The sequence below is a fragment of the Effusibacillus lacus genome (assembly GCF_002335525.1).
Classification (GTDB): domain Bacteria; phylum Bacillota; class Bacilli; order Tumebacillales; family Effusibacillaceae; genus Effusibacillus; species Effusibacillus lacus.
The window spans coordinates 68,149-90,788 of record NZ_BDUF01000007.1; the positions used below are offsets into that span (position 1 = coordinate 68,149).

Here is a 22,640-nt window from a genome sequence, read left to right on the forward strand (position 1 = left end):
TGATGCGTACAGATTTCTTTTGCTACAATTATACCGTTCACAACACTTGTTTCAATACGTTGAAACTTGTACAATAATCTAAAGTTTCCAGTTATTTCACAGGATTGGGGGCCAAACAATGGCACTGCAGCACAACGTCGGACTAAGTCTGATTTTTCGCCTTGAAATTGAGAATTCCAGCACCACATTTGGCAAGCTGGCTTCCATAATCGGTGAAGCGGGCGGCGACATCATCGCCGTGGACGTCATCAGCGTTTCCAAGGAGACGGTGATCCGGGATGTCAACATTAACGTATTCGACAGAGAACACGGGCAGAAAATCGTTGCCGCACTGGACGCAGCTCCCGGCATCAAAGTCATCAACGTTTCCGACCGGACCTTCTTGATGCACATTGGCGGCAAAGTTGAAGTAACCCCCAAGGTACGGGTCAAAAACCGGGATGACCTGTCCCGGGTGTATACCCCTCACGTTGCGAGGGTATGCCAGGCCATACATGAAGATCCCTCCAAAGCGTTTCAATTGACCATTAAGCGAAACACTGTCGCGGTCGTCTCTGATGGTACGGCAGTCTTGGGTCTTGGGGACATCGGTCCCTATGCCGCAATGCCGGTAATGGAAGGGAAAGCTATGCTGTTCAAACAGTTTGCCGGCGTGGATGCTTTCCCGATCTGTTTGAACACCAAAGACACCGATGAGATCGTGAACATAGTCAAGGCGATTGCGCCAGCCTTTGGCGGAATCAACCTGGAGGATATATCGTCTCCCCGTTGTTTCGAAATTGAAGAACGGCTCAAGGAAGAGTTGGATATCCCTGTCTTCCATGACGATCAACACGGAACGGCCGTGGTTCTGCTGGCAGGATTGATCAACGCGGCCAAAGTGGTCGGGAAACGCCTTGAAGATCTGAAAGTCGTGGTTGTAGGTATTGGAGCTGCAGGTGTTGCCTGCACCAAGATGATTCTTGCGGCCGGCGTGAACAACATTATCGGTGTAGACCGAATCGGCATTCTGAACCGCAACGAAGACTACGAAAACAACATGTGGGATTGGTACGCCGCAAACACGAACCCGGAGAACCTGACCGGAACTTTAGATGATGCAATCAAAAGTGCCGATGTGTTTGTCGGGCTGTCAGGCCCCGGCGTCCTTAAGGTGGAACACCTCAAGTCCATGGCAAAAGATCCTATCGTATTTGCCATGGCCAATCCAAATCCGGAAATTGATCCCGAACTGGCGGAACCTTATGTTCGGGTGATGGCGACCGGACGTTCGGACTATCCCAACCAAATCAACAATGTCCTGTGCTTCCCCGGTATCTTTAAAGGAGCTCTGCAGTGCCGGGCAAGAACCATTAACGAAGAAATGAAACTGGCGGCTGCTCGCGCCATTGCATCCGTTGTAACCGATGATGAACTGTCCGAGCACTACATAATCCCGTCTGTATTTAACAAAAAAGTTGCGGAGGTTGTTTCCGAGGCTGTTATGGAGGCTGCCTATACAAGTGGAGTGGCGCGGCGTGAACGACGGGATATCGGTTCCAACAACAATTTCTAGTTTTATGCCAAAGGGGCTGTCCGTTGGACAGCCCCTTTCCCTGCACAACCAAACGGCTATGAAATCTTGTCAAGCCAGATGGGTTTCAACCGTTCTATATAAAAATCATATTTTTCGTCTTCTACATCTGTCTGGACAATTTCGCGCTCACAAGCAGCACAGACAAACTGATCCCATATCCGGATACCGGAAGTTTTGGGCTCCCGGCAAACGATGCAAACATGCGTTTCTGGGGTATCTCTCATATTTTCACCGCTTTCCGACTCTTTCATCTAGCATTAGTGTAGGTCAAATCTCTTTGTTTTTATACCTATACTATGAAAAAGCCGGAAAATAGGTGAACATCTAAGCCAGAACCCACAATTGAATTACAATCAGGGCAGCCAGCCCCGGCACCCCCAACAATCCTACCAGCAAGGCGGTAACCGGATTGATCGGAATATGAAGCTGGATATACTGACCTGCCAGGTTTATCAGAAATAGCCCGATCACCCCGAACAACAACGTTTTGGCTAGTCCGATCAGAATGCTGCCTACGGAATTCATTTTCATCCCCCCTTTGTCTTACTCTATTCTATGAACGATTCAGACAAGCTATGAGTGGTTGCAAAAATAGAAGAGCCCGGTCTCCGCAGTACCCTGCGATCCGGGCCGAAATCTTACAGATAGGGGTTTTCGTGTTTTGCTTTCAGGCGTCTCCAGCGACGCTCCACTTCATCCTCAAACATTTTGAGATAATGAGCATTTTCAGGCTTCAGCAAATGTTTGGTCTTGCCAAGCATCTTCAGCCATTCGGACACCGGTTGGCGCTTCCCTTTTTCTTCCGGGTCATAGGTAATCTTCGTAATTCCGTGTTCCACTTCGTAAAGCGGGAAGAAGCAAGTGTTGACCGCATTGGCTACAATTGCGTTGCCGGCTTCATCAGCAGCTTTCCAGTTCAGCGGGCAGGAAATCAGAATCTTGCCGTAGGCCATTCCTTCGTTCTTCGCATACCACTGGGCCTTGGCCGCTTTCTTGATCAGATCCTGCGGGAACGCTTCCGTTCCGGTAAACACATACGGAATGTTGGTGGCCGCCATGATCTGGGCGGTATCTTTGTGGTGGAACGGTTTCCCGCTCTGGAATCCCCCCACATTGGATGTAGCTGTCATATGACCCAGTGGAGTGGAATAAGACAATTGGGCACCTGTGTTCATATACCCTTCGTTATCGTACTCCAGGATAATCATCTTGTGATTCCGGAGCGCCGCTCCGATGGCAGGCCCCATGCCGATATCCATTCCACCGTCGCCTGTGATCATGATGAACGTAATGTCATCGCTGACCAGGATTTCACCCCGGCGTTTCCGTTCCCAGAACATCTCCACCACACCGGAGAGTGTCGCGGCCCCGTTCTGGAACAGGTTGTGAATATAGGTGATCCTGTGGGAAGAGTAGGGATAGCCCGTGGTGACTACCATGGCACAACCCGTATGGAAGAGAACCACCACATCCCCTTCGATTCCCTTGTAGAAAGTCTCCAGTCCAGGGAAAATCCCGCAGCCCGGGCAAGCGCCATGGCCGGGAGCAATTCGCTTCGCCTTGGCAGTAAGTCCTCTGAGGGGCGGCATCTTCACTTTCAGTTCGCCGGTTTCCTCATCCTTGGTTACCGAGACAAACCCGGTGGTTTCTTCCTTGGTCAGAGGTTTAAGGACTCTCTGCGGTACCAGTTCCGCTTTGCCCGGAGTATGACCGAAATAGTCAAATGCTTTGACTTCCTTGCCTTGGAGAACATCGAGACACAGCTGGAAGAACGCTTCCGCATCGTCCGCGTAGAAATCTTTTCCGCCTAACCCATAGATCCGGGACAAGACGGTTGTATCCGCTTTGATCTCCTGCAGAGCCGCTTTGACTTCATGTGTAAGATTGGCGCCATGTCCGCCAAAGGAATCGGCTCGCTCGCCCACCAGCACAACCTTTACGTTTTTGAGAGCTTCCTGAATCGCCTTTTTCGGGAATGGGCGAATGATTTCCGGAGCAATCACACCCGCCTTGATTCCCTGCTTGCGCAGCTTGTCGACAACGTCCTTTGCAGTGTCGGAAGCGGAATTCAACAGGAATACCGCCACTTCCGCATCTTCCATCATGTACAGGTCAAGAAGTCCGTATTTGCGACCGGAAATTTTTGCATATTCCTCCGCAACTTCCAGGTACACCCGTTCGGCATTGTACATGGCTTCCGACTGCTGGTATTTATTGTTGATGTAGTCCGGATCGTTCATGTAAGGGCCAATCGTAACCGGATTGGATGTGTCAAGAGAATCCACATACCCTTTTGGTGTCTCCCCGACAAACTTCTGAACCGCATCCCTGTTGCTGAAATATTGGACCCGTCGTTTCTGGTGGGAAGTGAAGAAGCCGTCATAGGCAACAATCACCGGCAGGCGCACATCCTTGTGTTCCGCAACACGCAATGCAATCAGGTTCATGTCATAAACCGCCTGCGGGTCCTTGGCCAAAAGAATCGGCCAACCAATATTGAGTCCAAAATACAAGTCGGAGTGGTCACCCCGGATGTCGAGAGGACCGGATACTGAACGGGTCACCAAATTCATGACCATGGGAAAGCGAGTTCCGGACTGTACGGGCAATTGTTCGATCATATACAGGAATCCGTTGGCGGAGGTGGCGTTAAATACCCGGCCGCCTGCAGTTGCCGCACCGTAGCAGATACCTGCAGATCCATGCTCCCCATCTGCAGGAATCAAGACGATGTCATGCTTTCCTTCCGTTTTCATTTCATCCAGATATTCGGCAATTTCGGTGGAAGGGGTAATCGGGAAATACCCCATTACATGATAATTGATCTGGGCCGCTGCTTGAGCCGCCATTTCATTGCCTGAGCGGAAGTCTGTCTTCTGCTCGATATCAACGTCTGTCTTAGGAATCGTCTTTTCCTGAAGATCTGTTTCTTTCAGAGCCATTCTAAACCCTCCTCTTCCCGTTGCTTTGCTAGGCAATATTGAAACGATGCTTTACGCCGTTTTGTTCCGCATAGCCTTCCATTTCCCGCAAGGTGCTGAGCGCCTCGGTCGGGCATGCTTCCACACATTTCTGGCAGCCTTTGCAGTACTGATAATCAATGCCTTGCAAGTATTGGTTGACGCGTCCTTTGGCATCCGTTTCCTGTGCCCAGACAAAGCAGTAATCGGGGCAGACTTGGTCGCAGGCAGCACAATGAATGCAGGCTTCCCGGTTAAATGAGGGAAGAAACCCTTGCCTGGAAGAACTTAAGTCTTTCAGGATCGAGTTGCCCGGATTGATAATCACACCGCCAATCGGTTGAGTTTCATAACCCAACATCGGCTGCGGTCGTACAAAGGTTTCCGGTTTGGCGCCCGGTTCCGGCTCGTAGGTTTTGCTGATAACCTCCGAGTACCCCCGTTCAAAGGTCCGGATATTGGAATCTACCAACGCCGGGTATTTCTTCTCGAAGGTTTCCCGGATCATGAACTCGACTGCTTTCGGATCCAGAAAATCAACTTCCCTGCACAAAGCGCCCAGCATCGCGGTATTCACTCGCGTCTTCTCTTCCACTGCAATACCCAGTGCGTCAACGCAAACAATGGTGCCCGTTTTAAGTCCGGTAATTTCACGGATTTCATCAGGTGTCTTCGTAGTGTTGACCAACAGAATTCCATCCGGCTGCAGGCCGGAAATGCAGTTTTGGGTTTTGAACAATGCTTCGTGAAAAACTCCTACCACATGCGGTTCTTCCACGGGTGACACTGCCCGTAAATTGGTTTCCGGGTTGGCGTAACGGATAAACGTCTTTACAGGCGACCCCTTTTTCTCGGAACCATAAGAGGAAAAATTGGATCCGTTTAACCCGAGATGAATCACTCCTGCCTCAGCCAGCATTTTCCCTGCAAGATTCGCTCCTAACCCTCCGATCGATTCCAAGCGAATCTCAAACAGTCCTAATTCATTGACCTTCGTGAGCCTCGTTGTTGTTTGGGCGGCCACTGGAACCCCCTCCTTCTGTATTGATTCCTTAATTCTCATTAAAACAATCCTTCGCACAGACTGATACAGCTTTATATAACAGATACAAAAGAGTCCTTTCTGTTTTGTTACAGAAATGTGAATTGTTGATAATATTGGCGTTTTCTGCGCAAAAAATCTTTACTTACCACTTTTTTATCAGTATAACAGCTTGAAAAAATTATTACAACAGGTTAGTGTGCAAACACTATAGAAATTTTTGAGTGGAGTATTTTATAGCTTGTCCTGTTTTTTTACAAAAGAAAAAGCGCGCAAATCGCACGCCTTTACATTGCTTTCGGATAAGGAAACTCAATCCGAATTCCGTCTTCCCGAGCTTTTCTCAGATAATAGCCGTATTTTTTCTCCGCTGCTTCCAGCACATAAATCGCATGGTCAATCAAATCCGGATCCGTAAGAAGATCCAAACGCTGTTGGGCAAGCATCCAGTCCCGGTGTGCCAGCCTCAGTTCTTCAAGAAACTTTTCTTCCTCGGACGGTTCCTGCTCTTTTTCACCTTCAATCCAAGACGTCCACGCTTTCCAAAGATTGTTTCCCAACCCGCTTCTCCCCCCCTATCACTCTACGAGAGCCGTGATAGTAGAGTATAAGCGGGATCAGCGGAAACTATGCCTCTTAAATTTCTCTCCGGCCTTCCAATGCTTTGGACAAAGTGACTTCGTCTGCATATTCCAGGTCGCCTCCAACCGGCAACCCGTGGGCAATCCGTGTAATCTTGATACCCGCCGGTTTCAGCAGGCGGGAAATATACATGGCTGTCGCTTCACCCTCAACATTGGGATTTGTGGCCAGAATTACCTCATTCACATTTACGTCCGTGTCCTGAAGACGCCGGAGCAACTCGGGAATGCGAATCTGGTCGGGGCCAATGCCTTCCATTGGTGAAATCGCCCCTTGCAACACATGGTAGCGCCCGTTAAATTCCTTCGTCTTTTCCATTGCCACCACGTCTTTAGCGTCTTGAACCACGCACAACATTTCCCGGTTCCGGGCCGGATCGCTGCAGATCCGGCAAGGATCCACATCCGTGATGTTACAGCATATGGAACAATAGTGCAGATGTCTCTTTGCATTGACCAACGCCTTGGCAAACCCCATGACATCCTCTTCTTTCATGTTCAGGACATGAAATGCCAGGCGCTGCGCCGTTTTGGGACCGATTCCCGGCAACAGCATGAAACCTTCAATCAGATCGGCAATCGGCTGGGGGTAATACAACATGCGGTTTCTCCTCTGCTCTCAGATCTTAAAATGGGAGATTGAACCCCTTGGTGAAACGCCCCAGCTCATTCTGGCCCAGATCATCCGCTTTTTTCATGCCGTCGTTGACGGCTGCCAGAATCAGATCCTGAAGCATTTCCACATCTTCCGGATCTACAACCTCCGGCTTGATGGTGATGGATTTCAGAACCTTATGCCCGGTTACAACCACAGTGACAGCGCCACCGCCGGCGGAACCTTCCACGGTTTTGTCACCCAGAGCCTCCTGGGCTTTCATCAGTTCTTCCTGCATCTTCTTTGCCTGTTTCATTAACTGGTTCATGTTTTTCATGTGATTCACCCTCACTCTTCAATCTCTACGATTTCCTGACCAAAAAGATCAATGACCTCTTTTACAAACTGATCTTCTGATGTGCTGGCCAATTCGGCTGTCCCCTGCTGTTTAAACTGCTGCCATTCCGACTGCAAGACAGCAACAAGGGAACATGACTGTCCCATGTATTCGCTCAGTACTTCGTCAATTACTGTCTTATGGATGGGTTTCATCACCGTGTCCCGGTGAATTTGGTTCTTGAAGGCAACGATTACGTTTCCGCTGTCAAAAGCTACTGCTTCTCCATCCAACAGCCAAGCCTGGGCCGTAATTTTTCGTCGTTTGATTTCGTCAAGAATCTGGTTCCAGCCTGCGTTCAGTTTCTCAAACAATTCTTTGCTTGGATTTTTAATCAGTTTATCGACAGGTTTGGCGGTTGGTGCCGATACGGATGCCGTTTTGTTTTCAGCCGCCGTCTGAGTAGAAACCGATTTTTCCGGAGCTGACGGAGTTCTTGGCTGACTTGCAGGTTTTCCGGGATTTGTTGAAACAGGATTTGCCGGTGCAGCAGCTGATCTTACGGCTGCAATGGGGACACCCTCTGCAAGCTTCCTCTCCAACCGTTCAATCCTTCGCAGCAACTCTTTGACATCCGCCGCTTCCGTTTGACACAGGCGCACCATAAGCATTTCCAGCAGAAGACGGCCTTGCGCATGCCACTTCATCTCCTGGGCTGTCTGGGTCATCTGGTCAATCATTGCAATCAGCTTCGAATCACTGTACAAATCGGCTGTTTCGACAAAGAGTTTGTCGTACTGGATACGATCCTGAATCTCTTCCAAGCCGGGAACCGTCTTGTACATCAACAGATCCCGGAAATAGCCCGTCAGATCGTGCAGGATTTGGCCCGGTTCTTTCCCGTTCTCAATCAGTTCCTCCGTGGTCCGCAGCACCTGCTGGACATCTTTTTCCGCAACAGATCTTGCAATGGAGGCCAATATATCAGATCGGACACCGCCAACCAAGGAAACAACCGTATCCGCCGTAACCTTTTCGCCGCCAAAGGAGATAACCTGATCAAAGATGGACAGGGCGTCACGCATTCCGCCTTCTGCTGCCCGGGCCACCATCCATAGAGCATCTTCTTCCGCCGCTATTTTTTTCTCGTTTGCAATCAAACGCAGACGTTCAACAGTCTGTTGCGCGGTGATGCGCCGGAAATCAAACCGCTGGCACCGCGAGATAATGGTGGCAGGAAGCTTATGGGGTTCCGTGGTCGCCAGAATGAACACCACATGGCGGGGCGGTTCCTCCAATGTTTTTAACAATGCATTGAACGCTTCCGTGGTCAGCATATGGACTTCGTCCACTATATAGACTTTGTACCGAACTTCCGTCGGTGCATATTTCACTTGTTCCCGCAAATCCCGGATTTCATCCACACCCCGGTTGGAAGCAGCGTCAATTTCAACCACGTCCATGATGGAACCGACTGTTATTCCCCGGCAAGCGGGGCAATCGTTGCATGGCTCGTCCGTTGGACCATTCTCGCAATTAATCGCCTTCGCCAGAATTTTGGCGGAACTGGTTTTCCCCGTTCCCCGAGGACCGGAAAACAGGTATGCATGCGCAAACCTTCCCGTGCGAAGCGCGTTTTGCAAGGTTCGGGTCACGTGTTCTTGCCCAACCATATCCGCAAATGTTTGTGGGCGCCATTCCCGGTACAAGGCAATGTACGACACTGCGACCCCTCCTGTAAGAAGTAAGCATACTATCACTAGATTACCACAACCTCAAGACAAACCAAAGAAATAAAGAAAACCGCCCTGGTGCAGGACGGTTTCAAAAGTTGGATTCCAGTATTCGGTTCCATACCGAAAGCCATCGGCTCAGGTCAGGCACCCCTGCGGCACACGGAAAGGTTCCCTTAGTGCTGCTTCCGTCAGGACCTGACACGGTTCAGGAGTTCCCGTCGCACAGGACCCGACCTGAGCCGGTGGCTCTCAAAACTATATCGTCATTTGTTCCGCCGTTCTCTGAAAAACTCCTTCAGTATCATACCACACTCCTCTTCCAAGATGCCAGAGGTAAGTTGTGGTTGATGGTTAAAACGATCGACGGCAAACAAATTCACGATCGATCCGGCAGCCCCAAACTTTGGTTCCGCCGCACCGTAAATGATTTCATCAATTCTGGCCAGGATAAGAGCCCCTGCACACATGGGACACGGTTCCAGCGTTACGTAAAGCCGGCAGCCGCTTAGCCGCCAACCGCCAAGGATTCGGCTGGCTTCCCTCAGTGCAACGATTTCAGCATGGGCAGTTGGATCTTTCCATGTTTCCCGCATATTGTGGCCGCGGGCTATGACATTTCCTCCCTTGACCACAACAGCCCCAATCGGAACTTCTCCCCATTGAGCGGCTTTATCCGCCTCTTTTAACGCTTCCCGCATGAAGAATTCATGATCCATATTAGGCACCACCTAAGACAGTACAAACGGAATGTAAGTTTATCATAATATTTGGATAAAATCCAATCTGATGTGATGGTTTGGGACAAATTGCTTGCATGCATTGCCCCGCCTGTGCGAACAATTCTAAAACCACAGTTTTTCCCCAAAACAAAAGAGGATTTTCCATTCCGATCAAGAATTATGCCATGTAACCTGGGGTAGGAGGTAATGGGATGCACCGGGTCGCCGAAAACGAACAGATCGAACTGTTATATGATTGCGCTGATCGTTGCAAGCGCTGCCAGGAATACGTCTGTAAACAGCCGGCTTATGTGGAAGTCGTTTACTGTCCGAGGTTTGTCGCAATTGAATCGCCCGGTTCCAAGGGACAAACGTCCCAAAAGAAACCGGTTAAACGAATTTCTATGGCATGAAACTTTTTTCCAATTGAAACGTCTATATATATGGATTCCCCGAATCCTTGTCTCCTTTGATCTGGGGCACCCTGTGGGGTGCCCCTGTAATCTGTGATAATTGGAAGAACGGGAATCATTTCCTACAAATGCAAGAAAATGCCGGGTTTGGCATGTACCAAATCCGGCGTTGAACGTTAAATGGTGCACCCAGAGGGATTCGAACCCCCCCAAGACGTCGTTTAGGAAACGACCGCTCTATCCGCCTGAGCTATGGGTGCATATCTTTGTGGGTTGAAAAAACCAGCCTGCGGGCTGGTTTTATTATATCAAAAAACACTGGCGGAGTGAGAGGGATACAGGAAAACCACCCGGCTGCGTAGTTGATACTGCGATGCACAGCTCCGGCGAACCCTCTCATCCACTCAAGGGATCTCATCCCTCAACAAGGATGTTAAATCTGGCGGAGTGAGAGGGATTCGAACCCTCGATACGGGTTTACCCCGTATACTCGCTTAGCAGGCGAGCGCCTTCGACCTACTCGGCCATCACTCCAAAACGACACTTTCCCATTGTACCGTGTAAAGTGCTGAAAATCAAGGTTTCGTGTTTGTCAACTTTTTCATCTTTTGCCTGCGCACGACTGCATACCAGGTCACCAACAACAGGAACCCCCACCCCAGTACATAGAACAGCTTCGATAGAAGCTGGGAAATATCATACGGAGAAAGGCTGATCATGAAACCGACAAAAAACATTGCGCAGGTGATGAACATGGATCGTCCAAAAGCAACCCTGTGCAGTGAGAAATATTGAATGATCAGACATACGACAAAAGTAAGCAGGCCCATAAAAAATAGCATCTTCTTCGCCCTTTCCTTAATGCTTAGAATTATTATAAACGAATTCTGTCCATTATTCGACTGATGTCATCAGAATGGGCTTCAAACGGGGCTGTTTGCCAGCCCCGTTTGATTTGTTACCCAAGAGTAATTTCCTTTACGCCGCCCATATAGGGAACAAGCGCTTCCGGAATCAGGACGCTGCCGTCTGCTTGCTGGTAATTCTCGAGGATGGCCGCTATTGTTCTCCCTATCGCCAGACCGGAACCGTTAATGGTATGAACAAATTCAGGTTTGGCATGCGCTTCCCTGCGGAATCGGATGTTTGCCCGACGGGCCTGGAAGTCCTCAAAGTTTGAACAGCTCGAAATTTCCCGGTACTGATTGGCAGCAGGAAGCCATACTTCCAGGTCATATTTCTTTGCAGCCGTAAACCCGAGATCAGCTGTACACATATCGAGCGCACGGTAAGGCAGGCCCAAGCGCTGCAGAACTGTCTCTGCATCCTTGACCAACTTGCTCCATTCCTCATAGGAATCTTCCGGTTTCGTGAATTTCACCAATTCCACTTTATTGAACTGGTGCATCCGAATCAAACCGCGGGTATCCCGCCCTGCCGAACCGGCTTCCGAACGGAAGCAAGGAGAAAACGCCACATAATAACGAGGAAGATCCTCCGACTGTAAAATCTCATCCCGGTGGATGTTGGTCACCGGCACTTCCGCCGTTGGAACCAGGAAATAATCGGTGTCCACCAGCTTGAAAGCATCCTCTTCAAATTTGGGAAGCTGCCCGGTGCCAATCATGCTGCTGCGGTTGATAATAAAGGGCGGCAGAATTTCGGTGTACCCGTGTTCACCCACGTGGATATCAAGCATAAAGTTCATCAATGCACGTTCCAGGCGCGCACCCAACCCCTTGTAAAACACAAACCGGGCACCGGTTACCTTGCTGGCGGACTCAAAATCGAGAATCCCGAGTTCGGTGGCAATCTCCCAGTGAGGCTTTGGCTCAAAATCAAACTGCCTGAGTTCCCCCCACTTTTTCACTTCCACGTTGTCATCTTCCGTGGCTCCGACCGGAACACTCTCATGGGGAATATTAGGGATGGTTAACAGCAGGTAGGATACTTTTTCGTCCACAATGCGAAGTTCATCATCCAACTCCTTGATACGGTCACCTACCTCACGCATCTCCACAATCAGCTGTTCCACATTCTGCCCTGCTTTTTTCAGCTTTGCAACCTCTTGCGACACACTGTTTCGCCTGGCTTTCAAAGATTCTGTCTCTGCCAGAAGTTCCCGCCAACGAGCATCCAACTGGAGGAAATCATCCACCACCGCCGGAGACTCTCCCCGATTGTTCAATGCTTCTCTTACCCTATCCGGTTCATTTCGCAAAATTCGAGCATCCAACATGATCTTTCACTCCCTTAAAACATGGTGTTTTGCAAATAAAAAGCCCCCGCCGCCAGACAATGTCTGGGACGAGAGCCTTATCTCCCGTGGTGCCACCCAACTTCGACCGCTGGTGAACAAGCATGTCAATTGCCACACGCAACGGTCCTCTTTCATCTGTAACGGGATGACCCGGAGCCGCTTAATCCGAACCCATGATCTCGTTTGACGGCCCGCTTGGAGAGGGATTCGCAGAAACTCCAGACCGGTTCGCAGCGGCCACCGGCTCTCTGAACTGAAGGATTCTGGTACTTGTTCTCCTCATCGCATTTCATCATAGAACAAACACCCAAACGGTTTTGCCAGTATACCACATTTTGAATTACGAATTCAATTTTACACTCTCTCGAACCATATCAACAAAATATTGGTGCAAACGGACATCATCCGTCAATTCCGGATGAAACGACGTACCGAGCAGATTGTCCTGTCTGGCGGCCACAATCCGATTCTGATAAGTTGACAGAATCTCGACACCCGGACCCACTTCCATGATGTGGGGGGCCCGAATGAATACTGCGCGATAAGGTTCTCCTTCCAGACCTTTTATTGTGAGATCCGTTTCAAAGCTTTCGCGCTGGCGGCCAAAGGAATTGCGATCCACTAGGGCATCCATGACCCCCAGATGGGCCCAGTCCTGACCGTGAATCCGGTTCGCCAACAGGATCAGGCCGGCACAAGTGCCAAACATGGGAGTTCCGGATTTGGCCATCTCCCGAATCGGTTCCATCAACTCATACTGGTTCATCAGTTTTCCAATGGTCGTGCTTTCGCCGCCGGGAAGAACCAAACCGTCTAGATCTGCCAGATCCTCCTTGCGCTTTACCGCCACAACTTCTTCGGCACCCGCTTGCCGCAAGCTTTTAATATGTTCCGTAACCGCGCCCTGGAGCGCCAATACGCCAATTTTCATTTACAGGTCGGCCTCCTACCAGCCGCGTTCCGCCATGCGCTCGTTTGCCCCAAGGGTCGACAATTCAATCCCCTTCATGGCACCCCCGAGATTCTTGGAAAGTTCGCCAATGAGTTTGTAATCCTGATAGTGAGTGGTCGCTTGTACGATTGCTTTGGCAAACTTGGCCGGATTTTCCGATTTGAAGATCCCGGATCCCACAAATACGCCATCAGAGCCGAGATGCATCATCAATGCCGCATCTGCAGGAGTAGCCACGCCGCCGGCTGCAAAGTTTACAACAGGAAGCTTGCCGAGCTTCTTCACTTCCAGAAGCAATTCATAAGGCGCTCCCAGATTCTTCGCTTCAAAAACCAGTTCGTCCTCCGACATGTTCTGAACCTTGCGGATCTGTGCCTGCATGGTGCGCTGATGTTTCACCGCTTCCACAATGTTGCCGGTGCCAGGCTCCCCTTTGGTCCGAATCATCGATGCGCCCTCCGCAATACGACGAAGCGCTTCTCCCAGATCACGAGCACCGCAGACAAAAGGAACAGTAAACTCTTTCTTGTTGATATGGAACTTATCATCCGCAGGCGTCAATACTTCCGATTCATCAATATAGTCAACGCCAAGCGCTTCCAGCACTTTTGCTTCCACATAATGGCCAATGCGCGCTTTTGCCATTACGGGAATGGATACAGCATTCATTACTTCTTCTATAATTGTCGGATCGGCCATGCGCGCAACTCCGCCTGCGGCGCGAATGTCTGCGGGCACCCGTTCCAGTGCCATAACCGCAACCGCGCCTGCCTCCTCCGCAATCTTTGCTTGCTCAGCGTTGACAACGTCCATGATGACGCCGCCTTTTTGCATCTCAGCCATCCCACGCTTAACTCGGGAAGTACCGACTTCCATTGACCCCACTCCTCTATTGCTTAAAAAATTTGATCTTTTCTATTTTAACGTACCCTTCCTGGAAGAACAACCTTTCATGTCTTACCTTTTACTTCTGCTTTTCCTGTTCGTCGAGTCCTTCTTCCCGTCTCATCCTGCGCAGGAACGCCCGAAACATGAAGAATCCACCCGGCAGAATCAGAACAATCAGGATGGTATTGATAACAATCCACCATATCGGATCGATTCCGGAACCCATCGTCTTCACCTTCGCCCATTAATTAAAAAGCCCTGAAATGCTGTTGGAAATGCTTGCATACACTTTGCGGAAGAAGAGGCGGAGCCAGCTTCCCTTTTCGACCTCCTGGGTTGAAACCAAATCTACGGAGCTCAGGACTTTTCCGTCTTTGACCTGTTGCAGTTGGCCCAGTATCTGGCCTTTGCCAAAGGGAGCTTCCACCTGGTGCCACACATATTTGGTTTGCACCGCTTGTTCCTCTCCATTTTTTACTGCCACGTAGAGATCTTGTGCAGGTGCTGCTTCCACTTCCGGTTTGACCGCGTTGACCACAATCGCTTTTTCCGCAACCGGTTTGCCTTTCTCGGCAACCTTCTTGAATGAGAAGTTTTTATAGCCATAATCCAGCAATTTGGTGGTATCTTCTTGCCGTTGCAGGTCGCTCTTGGCGCCCAAGATGACACCGATCAAGCGGTTGCCTCCACGTTCTGCGGTACTTACGAGACAGTAGCCCGCTTCGTCGGTAAAACCGGTTTTCAATCCGTCCATTCCTTCATACTTGCCAATCAGTAGATTGGTATTTTCAATCTTGTTCTTGCCGCCCCGGATTTCAAAGCTTTTGATTCTGGTCATCTCAAGAATTTCCGGGTGCTTCGTAATCAATTCTCTGGCCAAAATCGCCAAATCGGCAGCCGTTGTGTAATGGTCCGGATGATGAAGACCGTTGGAATTGGCAAAGTGTGTTGCGTTCATCCCCAACTCTTTTGCCTTCTCATTCATCTTCTGGACAAACGCCTGCTCGCTTCCCGCGATGAATATGGCAAGTGCAGTGGAAGCGTCGTTGCCTGACGGAACTGCAACAAACTCAAGCATTTCTTTCACGGTGAATTTCTCTTTGGGATCCAGCCAAACGCTGGAGCCTTCAATATTGTAGGCTTCCAGAGGAACGGGCACAATATCGGTCATTTTCTTCTGTCCGGATTTGACCGCTTCCAGGGTCAGCAGCATCGTCATAATCTTGGTGGTGCTTGCGGGAAAACGTTTGTCGTTTTCGCCTTTTGCATACAGGTATTGACCCGATTTGATGTCCACCAACAACGCAACAGGCGCTTGAATATCGGGTCCTTCAGCTGCAACAGCCGGTCTGGGAGCGGCAATCATGGATGAAACGGCTACAGTCACTGCTACGGCAAAACTGAGTATCTTGCTTGTCCACTTTCTTTTCCCTAGCATGCGGATCTCCTCTCATAATAACTAATGCCAATTATACCACACCCCGAAAAATATGAAAAAGACGAGGGATTCTCCCTCGTCTTACAAGCTGTAGTTAGGTGCTTCTTTGGTGATGTGAACGTCATGCGGGTGGCTCTCCCGCAGTCCTGCCGCCGTGATCTTGATAAATTTCGTGTCGTTCTGCAGTTCCTCAATGGTTTTCACACCACAGTACCCCATTCCGGCACGAAGTCCGCCAACCAACTGGTATATGATTTCGGCAACTGCGCCACGGTAGGGCACCCGTCCTTCGATACCCTCCGGAACCAGTTTTTTCTCGCCCTCCTGGAAGTACCGGTCGCCGGACCCTTCTTTCATCGCACCGATTGAACCCATTCCGCGATAGACCTTGAAGGAACGTCCCTGATAGATCTCCATGTCTCCGGGACTTTCTTCCGTACCCGCCAGCAGCGACCCGATCATGACCACATCGGCTCCTGCCGCAATCGCCTTGACAATATCCCCCGAATATTTGATGCCACCGTCTGCAATAATCGGAATGTTATATTGGCGAGCTACCGATGCGCAGTCATAAACAGCTGTAATCTGAGGCACCCCTATGCCTGCAACGACCCGAGTGGTACAGATCGATCCAGGACCGATCCCTACCTTGACCGCATCCACTCCCGCTTCAATCAGATCACGTGTAGCTTCTCCGGTTGCCACATTTCCTGCCACAATCTGCAGGTCGGGGAACTGCCCGCGAATTTGCCGTACCGTGTCGAGAACTCCTTTGGAATGGCCGTGAGCAGTATCCACCACGATCAAATCCACACCAGCGTTGACCAGAGCCTGTACCCGTTCAAACGTATCTCTGGAAACCCCTACGGCCGCGCCGCACAAGAGTCGGCCATGTTCGTCTTTGGCAGCAATCGGATAGCGCTTTGCTTTTTCAATGTCTTTAATGGTAATCAAACCGCGCAAAATATAGTTCTCATCGACCAGAGGGAGTTTCTCCACTTTGTATCTCTGGAGGATCTCCTTTGCTTGTTCCAGGGTGGTTCCAACCGGGGCTGTGACCAGATTGTCCTTGGTCATCACCTCGCCGATCTTGCGCTGAAAGTTTTGTTCAAAACGCAAGTCCCGGTTTGTAAGAATACCGACCAACCTTCTGTCACCGTCTACAATCGGTACGCCCGATATCCGGTACTTGGCCATCAACGCTTCCGCATCATACACATGATCATCGGGAGTGAGAAAAATCGGATCCGTGATGACCCCCGATTCGGATCGCTTGACCTTGTCCACTTCCTCCGCCTGTTCCGCAATCGACATGTTCTTATGGACGATGCCGATGCCGCCCTCTCTGGCCATTGCTATTGCCATTTTCGCTTCCGTAACCGTGTCCATGCCCGCGGATACAATCGGCGTATTCAACCGGATCTTGTTGGTGATACGGCTGGTAACGTCCACATCCCGCGGCAGGATTTCGGACTTCTGCGGGACCAGCAGGACGTCGTCAAAAGTAAGCCCTTCTTTTTGAAACTTGGATTCCCACATCGCTCAGTTCCTCCTTTTTTGCATAGATTTCAGAATGCCCGTAGATATTATGCCTAGTTTAACAAAGGGGGTTGAACGGGTCAACCACTTGCAACGGTCTCTGGTTTAGGAGGTTCTTCCATGCAAAAAGTGATGCGAATTCGCACCGAGGAGCCTTACCGAAAAATGTGGGACACCTTTGTTTATTTTGAAAGTGAACAAACTGCCAACCGGTATTTGCGAGAACAATATGAGAGGCTGAACCTGCCGGATCCTCAACGTTCGGCCTATCATGCGACACCGAAGCTGATTTTCGGCATCAAACAGGCCCGGCAATACTACCGGGCAGCCGAGTCCTGCGACATTATGACAAAGCCTTTGCTGCTTTACTATGGAATGATGAGCCTGGCCCGGGCATTTATTGCATCCCGCAATCCCGATTATCCGACCACCACCAGTGTTTTGAAGCACGGGCTTTCCACGCGGAAATTGAAGCGCGAGTCCTATTGTTTTATTCAGGACGAGATTCGTGTACAAAAAGACGGTTTGTTCGTGGTCCTTCACGATATGCTTGGCGGGAGCCGGTTTTCAGACCGGCAGCGGGTCGTGATGAAAGATTTGTTGTCTGTACTGCCCGAATTAATGAGCAGTTATGAACGTCTGTATGGCCCCCCTTCCGTTTGTGAAATTGATCAGGCAGAGTGTTCAAACGGTCGCTATTGGGATTTGCCCAGGTGGATTTTGCAGTCCGGACAGCATACGCGGGAAGAGTTTCTCGGAATGCTCAACCGCATGTATCCGGAGCAGGTCTTGCCCGACCAGGGACCTGTTTTTTCCTTGGCGGAATCCGATCCTCCCGGCAGGCTTCATATCCATCATACTGTTCCCGTGACGACTCATCCGCTGATGATAGGAGATCTATCCGGACGCGCCTATATAAGGTATCCGCTGACCGGGGATTTTCTGATTCCGGAGATTAGTCTGCACTTTATGGTGATGTTCGTTTTGGGAATGCTATGCCGGTATGAAACAGAGCGCTGGGGCGAGATGATCCTGACCTTCCTGTCGCAGGATATTTATTTGATCAACGAATTTCTCAATTTGTCCATGCGCAAATTTCCGAATCTGATATTAAACCAGTTGTTTGGTGAACAATATATATTCTACAACGTGTAAGGGGGGCCAAATTTGAATCATCCGTTGTTGCCGGAAGTGAGTAAGGAAATGCAGAAAGTGCTTTCGACCGGGAATCCGGTACTGGCCCCCATTGTTCGTTATTTGTTGGATACCCAAGGGAAGGGTACAAGACCGCTGCTTGTGCTGCTTACCGGCGACATCGTGTCGGCTCCGGTCCAAAATTCGGTTCGCATGGCTGTTGCCGTTGAACTCCTGCATATGGCCTCTCTTGTCCATGATGATATTGTGGATCAGTCTGATCTTCGCCGAAGCCGGGCTGCCATTCACAAACAATGGGGTGAAGGAGCGGCCGTGCTGCTTGGGGATTATCTGTTTGGCAAGATGCTGAATGTGATCAGTTCCTATCCGTCGATAATCTCCTGTTTTGCAGACGTGATCCAGAATCTTGTAGACGGGGAGTTTATGCAGGCCAGTCAACTTCATAACCCCTGGTTGACGGAAGAAGAGTATCTGCGACGAATCTCTCTCAAGACAGCCACTTTCATCGCCGCCTGCTGCAAGGTCAGTAGTCTGGCGGAAGGTCGTCAGGATCTGACGGAAGCTCTTGGCAACTTTGGCCATTCCCTTGGAATGGCCTATCAACTGCTGGACGACCTGCAGGATTTTCTGGAATCTCCTTCCGCCCTGGGCAAACCGGTGAGGCAGGATCTAACAAACGGCATCTATACGCTTCCTTATCTTCGTTCCATTCCTTACACCCAATCGCTTGCCACCCATTACATACAAAAATCAATTTCCAGCCTTTCCGGGCTGCCCCCTTCCAGAGCCAAAGCCGGTCTCATCCGGTTTGCCCTGAACATAAAGAAAAAGATTGATCAACTTCAGGAGGGAATCTTGCATGTTCCTTCAATCGATTAAAGGCGTTGTAACGCTGATCCGAATCGTACCCGTGCTTTCATGGAGTTTCTGTGCGATCATTCTGTCTGTCGGATTTGCCGTGCATGATCTGAAGGGATTTGGTTCCCTGTCCTGGCCTGTGGTTGGGATCCTGTTGACCGGCTCCCTTCTCTTGCAGGGGATTGTGGCTCATGCATTCAACGACAGGACGGATTGGCAATCCGGAACGGATCGGCATTCTCCCGGCATTTTGTCCGGGGGCAGCAAGGTAATCCCCAAAGGACTTTATTCCGACAGGCAGCTGTTGCTGGTTGGCACCCTCGGCCTAATTGCTGCCGCAGGGCTCGGATTCTACCTGAGCCGGGTAACCTCGAACCTTGTCTGGATTTTTATAGCAATCGGCATGTGGTCAGCCATCGCCTACACAACCGGACCCTTGAAACTGGCTTATTACCCTTTGGCAGGGGAATGGTTGGCCGCCTTTCCCGCAATGGCCGCTTGTTCCCTTGGAACTTATTATGTATTGACGGGCTCCATTTCGATTTCAATTGTTTGGGCTTCCGTCATTCATTCCCTCTTGTGCACCGCATGGCTGATGCAGCATCATTTGAGCGATATTGATTCGGATTTGCAGGCCAGCCCGCGCAAACTGACAACTCCTGCATATGTAGCCATGCGCTGGGGAAAGAAATATACCCCTCATGTGGCAGCGGCTTATTTTTTGCTGGCGGCTTTCGTCAGTATTATGGCTACTCTGGGGGTACACAGGATTTTCATCTTTTCACTGGTTTGTTCCTTGCTCGGCGCTCTAGCCGCCTGGAATACCAATCCCCGAAACATCGGGAATATTACCTTCAACCAGATAAAGATGATTGCGGTGACGATCGTGCATACGTTGATCCTGTTTGGATTTGAGGTGATAACCTACTAGACCTCACCCGGCAACAAACAATAAACCTTTTGTCGGCAGGGTGCTTCCCGACAAAAGGTTTTTGTATTCACGGTATTATCGGTTTAAGGTGTTTCTTCCATGTCGCCCTCGTCGTCGTCCTCGTTGGATACAACGCGCGCCACGGTAGACACTTCTTCATCCTCCCGCAAGGTGATCAGCTTGACCCCTTGGGTGTATCGGCCCTGTTCGGAAATCTCTTTGTTGCGGATACGGATGACCACGCCGGTATTGGTGATGATCATCAATTCCTCGTCAGGAGACACCACTTTCAGTCCGACCACATGGCCGTTCTTCTCGGTTACGTTAATTGTCTTGATTCCCTTGCCGCCGCGGGTTTGCAAGCGGTAATCCGCTTCACCGGTCCGTTTTCCGAATCCGCGGGAAGTTACAGCCAGTACGTCATAGCCAGGTTCAATGATGTCCATGTCAATCACGTAATCGTCTTCCCTCAGCGTGATGCCGCGAACCCCCGTTGCGGCACGTCCCATTGGCCGGACATCGCTTTCTTTAAAGCGAATCGACATGCCATTGCGCGTTCCCATGATGATCTCCCGGTTGCCATCCGTCATTCGGACGCCAAACAGTTCGTCATCTTCCCGGATGGTAAGCGCGATCAGACCGCCCTTGCGGATGTTGGCAAATTCGGTGAGAGGTGTCTTCTTTACGACCCCTTTGCGGGTGGCCATGAACAGATACTGCCCGTCCGTAATTTCCTTCAGCGGAACCACAGCCGAGATCGTCTCTCCTTGTTCAATGTTCAGCAGGTTGATGATCGGCGTCCCTTTGGCCGCCCGGCCAAACTCGGGAACCTCATACGCTTTCAGTCGGTACACTTTCCCCTTATTCGTAAAGAACAAGATGTAGTTATGGGAAGAGGTGATAAACAAATGTTCGACAAAATCCTCTTCCTTGGTCCCCATGGCGGTGACACCCCGTCCGCCCCGACGCTGGCTCTTATAGGTAGATGCGGGCAAGCGCTTCACGTATCCCGCGTGGGTAATCGTAACCACTACATCCTCCTGCGGGATCAGATCTTCCATGTCAATTTCGCCTTCGGCAGCCACGATCTGTGAACGGCGGTCATCTCCAAACCGTTCTTTGATCTCTGTGATTTCCTCACGAATGACATTCATCAACTTGGCTTCATCTGCCAGGATTTCTTTCAAATGGGCGATCAGTTTCATCAGTTCATTGTACTCGGCCTCTATTTTGTCCCGTTCGAGTCCTGTTAACCGGCGGAGACGCATATCAAGAATTGCTTGTGCCTGTTCGGTCGAAAGGCCAAACTTGCTCATCAAACCGTTCCGGGCGTCTTCATCCGTCTTGGAAGCGCGGATCAGAGCGATTACTTCGTCAATGTGATCCAGGGCAATCCGCAAGCCTTCCAAAATGTGCGCCCGCGCTTCCGCTTTGTTCAGATCGAACTGTGTGCGGCGGCGGATGACTTCTTTCTGGTGCATCAGATAATAATAAAGCGTGTCACGAAGGTTGAGAACCTTCGGCTCACCATTCACCAGCGCCAGCATATTCACTCCGAAGGAAGTTTGGAGCGGAGTGTGTTTGTACAAGTTGTTCAATACAACCTGAGGTTTTACATCCCGGCGCAGTTCAATGACAACCCGGATTCCGTTGCGGTTGGACTCATCCCGCAGGTCGGTAATGCCGTCAATCTGCTTATCCCGGACAAGTTCCGCAATCCGCTCCACCAAGCGAGCCTTGTTGACCTGATAAGGAATCTCCTTGACGATGATCTGGGCTTTGCCGTTCTTTGTTTCTTCAATTTCCGTAACCGCCCTCATAATAATGGATCCACGGCCGGTCTCAAACGCTTTGCGAATGCCATCCCGTCCCAGGATGAGAGCACCCGTCGGAAAATCAGGACCCTTCACAACCTCCATCAGGTCATATACAGTCGCTTCCGGTTTGTCAATCAACATCAGCACGCCATCGATAACTTCACGCAGGTTATGGGGCGGAATGTTTGTTGCCATTCCAACCGCAATCCCGGAAGAACCGTTAACCAGCAGGTTGGGGTACCGGGAAGGCAGAACCAGCGGCTCTTTCTCACTTCCGTCGTAGTTGGGCCCGAAATCAACCGTTTCTTTGTTGATGTCACGAAGCAGTTCCATTGCAATATGGGACATGCGGGATTCCGTATACCGCATTGCTGCCGCCGCGTCTCCGTCGATCGAACCGAAGTTTCCATGCCCGTCCACAAGCAGGTAACGGGTAGAAAAGTCCTGTGCCATTCGCACAAGAGAATCATATACCGCAGAGTCTCCGTGGGGATGGTATTTACCGAGTACGTCCCCGACAATTCGGGCAGACTTTCTATATGGTTTGTCAGGTGTGTTGCCTGCTTCATACATGGCATAGAGAATCCGGCGGTGAACCGGTTTCAGTCCGTCTCGAACATCCGGAATCGCACGGCTGACAATAACGCTCATCGCATAGTCCAAGAAGGAATTACGCAGTTCATGACTCAGATCAATAGGTAAGACTTTGCCTGTTTCCGGCATTCGTTTCCCTCCAATTTCATGGAGCCCCCAACAACTTCAATATTTATTTGGGGCCCCCGC

General features: G+C 50.4%; 22 protein-coding genes, 2 tRNA genes, 1 other RNA gene and 1 other annotated feature. Of the genes, 5 read left to right on the forward strand and 20 right to left on the reverse strand.

Annotation, left to right across the window (positions count from 1 at the left end):
- Positions 1-118 precede the first annotated feature (118 nt).
- Complete coding sequence (locus EFBL_RS01620; RefSeq protein WP_096180397.1) at positions 119-1,555, forward strand: NAD-dependent malic enzyme; 1,437 nt, start codon at positions 119-121, stop codon at positions 1,553-1,555.
- 56 nt (positions 1,556-1,611) lie between these two features.
- On the opposite strand, the gene EFBL_RS01625 is transcribed toward EFBL_RS01620, so the two are convergent.
- From EFBL_RS01625 to tadA, 10 genes are all read right to left on the reverse strand, one after another.
- Positions 1,612-1,827 (reverse strand): sigma factor G inhibitor Gin, encoded by a 216-nt coding sequence (locus tag EFBL_RS01625; protein WP_369690088.1) that lies wholly within the window; start codon positions 1,825-1,827, stop codon positions 1,612-1,614.
- 73 nt (positions 1,828-1,900) lie between these two features.
- The gene (locus EFBL_RS01630; RefSeq protein WP_231705646.1) at positions 1,901-2,101 is read right to left on the reverse strand and encodes a pro-sigmaK processing inhibitor BofA family protein; all 201 of its coding nucleotides are present in this window, start codon (positions 2,099-2,101) and stop codon (positions 1,901-1,903) included.
- A 113-nt stretch (positions 2,102-2,214) separates the two neighbouring features.
- Positions 2,215-4,518: a transketolase C-terminal domain-containing protein gene (locus EFBL_RS01635; protein ID WP_096180399.1), complete on the reverse strand. Its 2,304-nt coding sequence runs from the start codon at positions 4,516-4,518 to the stop codon at positions 2,215-2,217.
- Between the two features lie 28 nt (positions 4,519-4,546).
- Positions 4,547-5,560 carry a 2-oxoacid:acceptor oxidoreductase family protein gene (locus EFBL_RS01640; protein WP_231705647.1) on the reverse strand — a complete coding sequence of 338 codons (1,014 nt, stop codon included), beginning with the start codon at positions 5,558-5,560 and terminating at the stop codon, positions 4,547-4,549.
- A 305-nt stretch (positions 5,561-5,865) separates the two neighbouring features.
- Positions 5,866-6,138 (reverse strand): DUF2508 family protein, encoded by a 273-nt coding sequence (locus EFBL_RS01645; protein ID WP_172899621.1) that lies wholly within the window; start codon positions 6,136-6,138, stop codon positions 5,866-5,868.
- Positions 6,139-6,214: 76 nt separating this feature from the next.
- Positions 6,215-6,817, reverse strand: coding sequence for a recombination mediator RecR (recR, locus tag EFBL_RS01650; RefSeq protein WP_096180428.1), 603 nt, complete (start codon positions 6,815-6,817; stop codon positions 6,215-6,217).
- 28 nt (positions 6,818-6,845) lie between these two features.
- Complete coding sequence (locus EFBL_RS01655; protein WP_096180401.1) at positions 6,846-7,151, reverse strand: YbaB/EbfC family nucleoid-associated protein; 306 nt, start codon at positions 7,149-7,151, stop codon at positions 6,846-6,848.
- 11 nt (positions 7,152-7,162) lie between these two features.
- Positions 7,163-8,875 (reverse strand): DNA polymerase III subunit gamma/tau, encoded by a 1,713-nt coding sequence (dnaX, locus tag EFBL_RS01660; RefSeq protein ID WP_096180402.1) that lies wholly within the window; start codon positions 8,873-8,875, stop codon positions 7,163-7,165.
- 133 nt (positions 8,876-9,008) lie between these two features.
- Positions 9,009-9,138, reverse strand: an RNA gene (ffs, locus tag EFBL_RS01665) — signal recognition particle sRNA large type.
- A 12-nt stretch (positions 9,139-9,150) separates the two neighbouring features.
- A complete protein-coding gene (tadA, locus tag EFBL_RS01670) occupies positions 9,151-9,603 on the reverse strand; it encodes a tRNA adenosine(34) deaminase TadA (protein ID WP_096180403.1) in 453 nt (150 codons plus the stop codon).
- A 215-nt stretch (positions 9,604-9,818) separates the two neighbouring features.
- Here tadA and EFBL_RS01675 point away from each other — a divergent pair, with 215 nt between their 5' ends.
- The gene (locus EFBL_RS01675; RefSeq protein ID WP_096180404.1) at positions 9,819-10,019 is read left to right on the forward strand and encodes a hypothetical protein; all 201 of its coding nucleotides are present in this window, start codon (positions 9,819-9,821) and stop codon (positions 10,017-10,019) included.
- 181 nt (positions 10,020-10,200) lie between these two features.
- Here EFBL_RS01675 and EFBL_RS01680 read toward each other — a convergent pair.
- The 9 genes from EFBL_RS01680 to guaB form a co-directional block, all read right to left on the reverse strand.
- Positions 10,201-10,279 (reverse strand) — tRNA-Arg (locus EFBL_RS01680).
- Between the two features lie 180 nt (positions 10,280-10,459).
- Positions 10,460-10,553 (reverse strand) — tRNA-Ser (locus tag EFBL_RS01685).
- Positions 10,554-10,594: 41 nt separating this feature from the next.
- Positions 10,595-10,861 (reverse strand): hypothetical protein, encoded by a 267-nt coding sequence (locus EFBL_RS01690; protein WP_165912569.1) that lies wholly within the window; start codon positions 10,859-10,861, stop codon positions 10,595-10,597.
- 116 nt (positions 10,862-10,977) lie between these two features.
- Positions 10,978-12,258 carry a serine--tRNA ligase gene (serS, locus tag EFBL_RS01695; RefSeq protein WP_096180406.1) on the reverse strand — a complete coding sequence of 427 codons (1,281 nt, stop codon included), beginning with the start codon at positions 12,256-12,258 and terminating at the stop codon, positions 10,978-10,980.
- A 61-nt stretch (positions 12,259-12,319) separates the two neighbouring features.
- Positions 12,320-12,571: a binding site (T-box leader), on the reverse strand.
- A 48-nt stretch (positions 12,572-12,619) separates the two neighbouring features.
- A complete protein-coding gene (gene pdxT, locus EFBL_RS01700; RefSeq protein ID WP_096180407.1) occupies positions 12,620-13,210 on the reverse strand; it encodes a pyridoxal 5'-phosphate synthase glutaminase subunit PdxT in 591 nt (196 codons plus the stop codon).
- A gap of 15 nt (positions 13,211-13,225) precedes the next feature.
- Entirely contained in the window at positions 13,226-14,107 is an 882-nt protein-coding gene (gene pdxS, locus EFBL_RS01705) for a pyridoxal 5'-phosphate synthase lyase subunit PdxS (protein ID WP_096180408.1), read from the reverse strand.
- 88 nt (positions 14,108-14,195) lie between these two features.
- Entirely contained in the window at positions 14,196-14,345 is a 150-nt protein-coding gene (locus tag EFBL_RS20205) for a DUF2621 family protein (protein WP_131927712.1), read from the reverse strand.
- 18 nt (positions 14,346-14,363) lie between these two features.
- Positions 14,364-15,557 (reverse strand): D-alanyl-D-alanine carboxypeptidase family protein, encoded by a 1,194-nt coding sequence (locus EFBL_RS01710; protein WP_096180409.1) that lies wholly within the window; start codon positions 15,555-15,557, stop codon positions 14,364-14,366.
- 81 nt (positions 15,558-15,638) lie between these two features.
- Positions 15,639-17,096 carry an IMP dehydrogenase gene (gene guaB / locus EFBL_RS01715; protein ID WP_096180410.1) on the reverse strand — a complete coding sequence of 486 codons (1,458 nt, stop codon included), beginning with the start codon at positions 17,094-17,096 and terminating at the stop codon, positions 15,639-15,641.
- A gap of 120 nt (positions 17,097-17,216) precedes the next feature.
- Here guaB and EFBL_RS01720 point away from each other — a divergent pair, with 120 nt between their 5' ends.
- The 3 genes from EFBL_RS01720 to EFBL_RS01730 are packed head-to-tail and all read left to right on the forward strand — an operon-like array spanning position 17,217 to position 20,040.
- Positions 17,217-18,251: a YaaC family protein gene (locus EFBL_RS01720; protein WP_096180411.1), complete on the forward strand. Its 1,035-nt coding sequence runs from the start codon at positions 17,217-17,219 to the stop codon at positions 18,249-18,251.
- A gap of 12 nt (positions 18,252-18,263) precedes the next feature.
- Positions 18,264-19,130, forward strand: a complete 867-nt coding sequence (locus tag EFBL_RS01725) for a polyprenyl synthetase family protein (RefSeq protein WP_096180412.1) — start codon at positions 18,264-18,266, stop codon at positions 19,128-19,130.
- Positions 19,111-20,040, forward strand: coding sequence for a prenyltransferase (locus tag EFBL_RS01730; RefSeq protein WP_096180413.1), 930 nt, complete (start codon positions 19,111-19,113; stop codon positions 20,038-20,040). Before EFBL_RS01725 ends, EFBL_RS01730 begins: the two co-directional genes overlap by 20 nt.
- A gap of 83 nt (positions 20,041-20,123) precedes the next feature.
- Here the strand turns inward: EFBL_RS01730 and gyrA are convergent, their stop codons facing one another.
- Positions 20,124-22,580: a DNA gyrase subunit A gene (gene gyrA, locus EFBL_RS01735; protein WP_096180414.1), complete on the reverse strand. Its 2,457-nt coding sequence runs from the start codon at positions 22,578-22,580 to the stop codon at positions 20,124-20,126.
- Positions 22,581-22,640: the final 60 nt, after the last annotated feature.

Bases quoted from the DNA above. Each gene is read 5' to 3' on its own strand.
- EFBL_RS01620 (WP_096180397.1), top strand. From the start codon at position 119: ATGGCACTGCAGCACAACGTCGGACTAAGTCTGATTTTTCGCCTTGAA.
- EFBL_RS01625 (WP_369690088.1), bottom strand. From the start codon at position 1,827: ATGAAAGAGTCGGAAAGCGGTGAAAATATGAGAGATACCCCAGAAACG.
- EFBL_RS01630 (WP_231705646.1), bottom strand. From the start codon at position 2,101: ATGAATTCCGTAGGCAGCATTCTGATCGGACTAGCCAAAACGTTGTTG.
- EFBL_RS01635 (WP_096180399.1), bottom strand. From the start codon at position 4,518: ATGGCTCTGAAAGAAACAGATCTTCAGGAAAAGACGATTCCTAAGACA.
- EFBL_RS01655 (WP_096180401.1), bottom strand. From the start codon at position 7,151: ATGAAAAACATGAACCAGTTAATGAAACAGGCAAAGAAGATGCAGGAA.
- tadA (WP_096180403.1), bottom strand. From the start codon at position 9,603: ATGGATCATGAATTCTTCATGCGGGAAGCGTTAAAAGAGGCGGATAAA.
- EFBL_RS01675 (WP_096180404.1), top strand. From the start codon at position 9,819: ATGCACCGGGTCGCCGAAAACGAACAGATCGAACTGTTATATGATTGC.
- EFBL_RS01690 (WP_165912569.1), bottom strand. From the start codon at position 10,861: ATGCTATTTTTTATGGGCCTGCTTACTTTTGTCGTATGTCTGATCATT.
- serS (WP_096180406.1), bottom strand. From the start codon at position 12,258: ATGTTGGATGCTCGAATTTTGCGAAATGAACCGGATAGGGTAAGAGAA.
- pdxT (WP_096180407.1), bottom strand. From the start codon at position 13,210: ATGAAAATTGGCGTATTGGCGCTCCAGGGCGCGGTTACGGAACATATT.
- pdxS (WP_096180408.1), bottom strand. From the start codon at position 14,107: ATGGAAGTCGGTACTTCCCGAGTTAAGCGTGGGATGGCTGAGATGCAA.
- EFBL_RS20205 (WP_131927712.1), bottom strand. From the start codon at position 14,345: ATGGGTTCCGGAATCGATCCGATATGGTGGATTGTTATCAATACCATC.
- EFBL_RS01710 (WP_096180409.1), bottom strand. From the start codon at position 15,557: ATGCTAGGGAAAAGAAAGTGGACAAGCAAGATACTCAGTTTTGCCGTA.
- guaB (WP_096180410.1), bottom strand. From the start codon at position 17,096: ATGTGGGAATCCAAGTTTCAAAAAGAAGGGCTTACTTTTGACGACGTC.
- EFBL_RS01720 (WP_096180411.1), top strand. From the start codon at position 17,217: ATGCAAAAAGTGATGCGAATTCGCACCGAGGAGCCTTACCGAAAAATG.
- EFBL_RS01730 (WP_096180413.1), top strand. From the start codon at position 19,111: ATGTTCCTTCAATCGATTAAAGGCGTTGTAACGCTGATCCGAATCGTA.
- gyrA (WP_096180414.1), bottom strand. From the start codon at position 22,580: ATGCCGGAAACAGGCAAAGTCTTACCTATTGATCTGAGTCATGAACTG.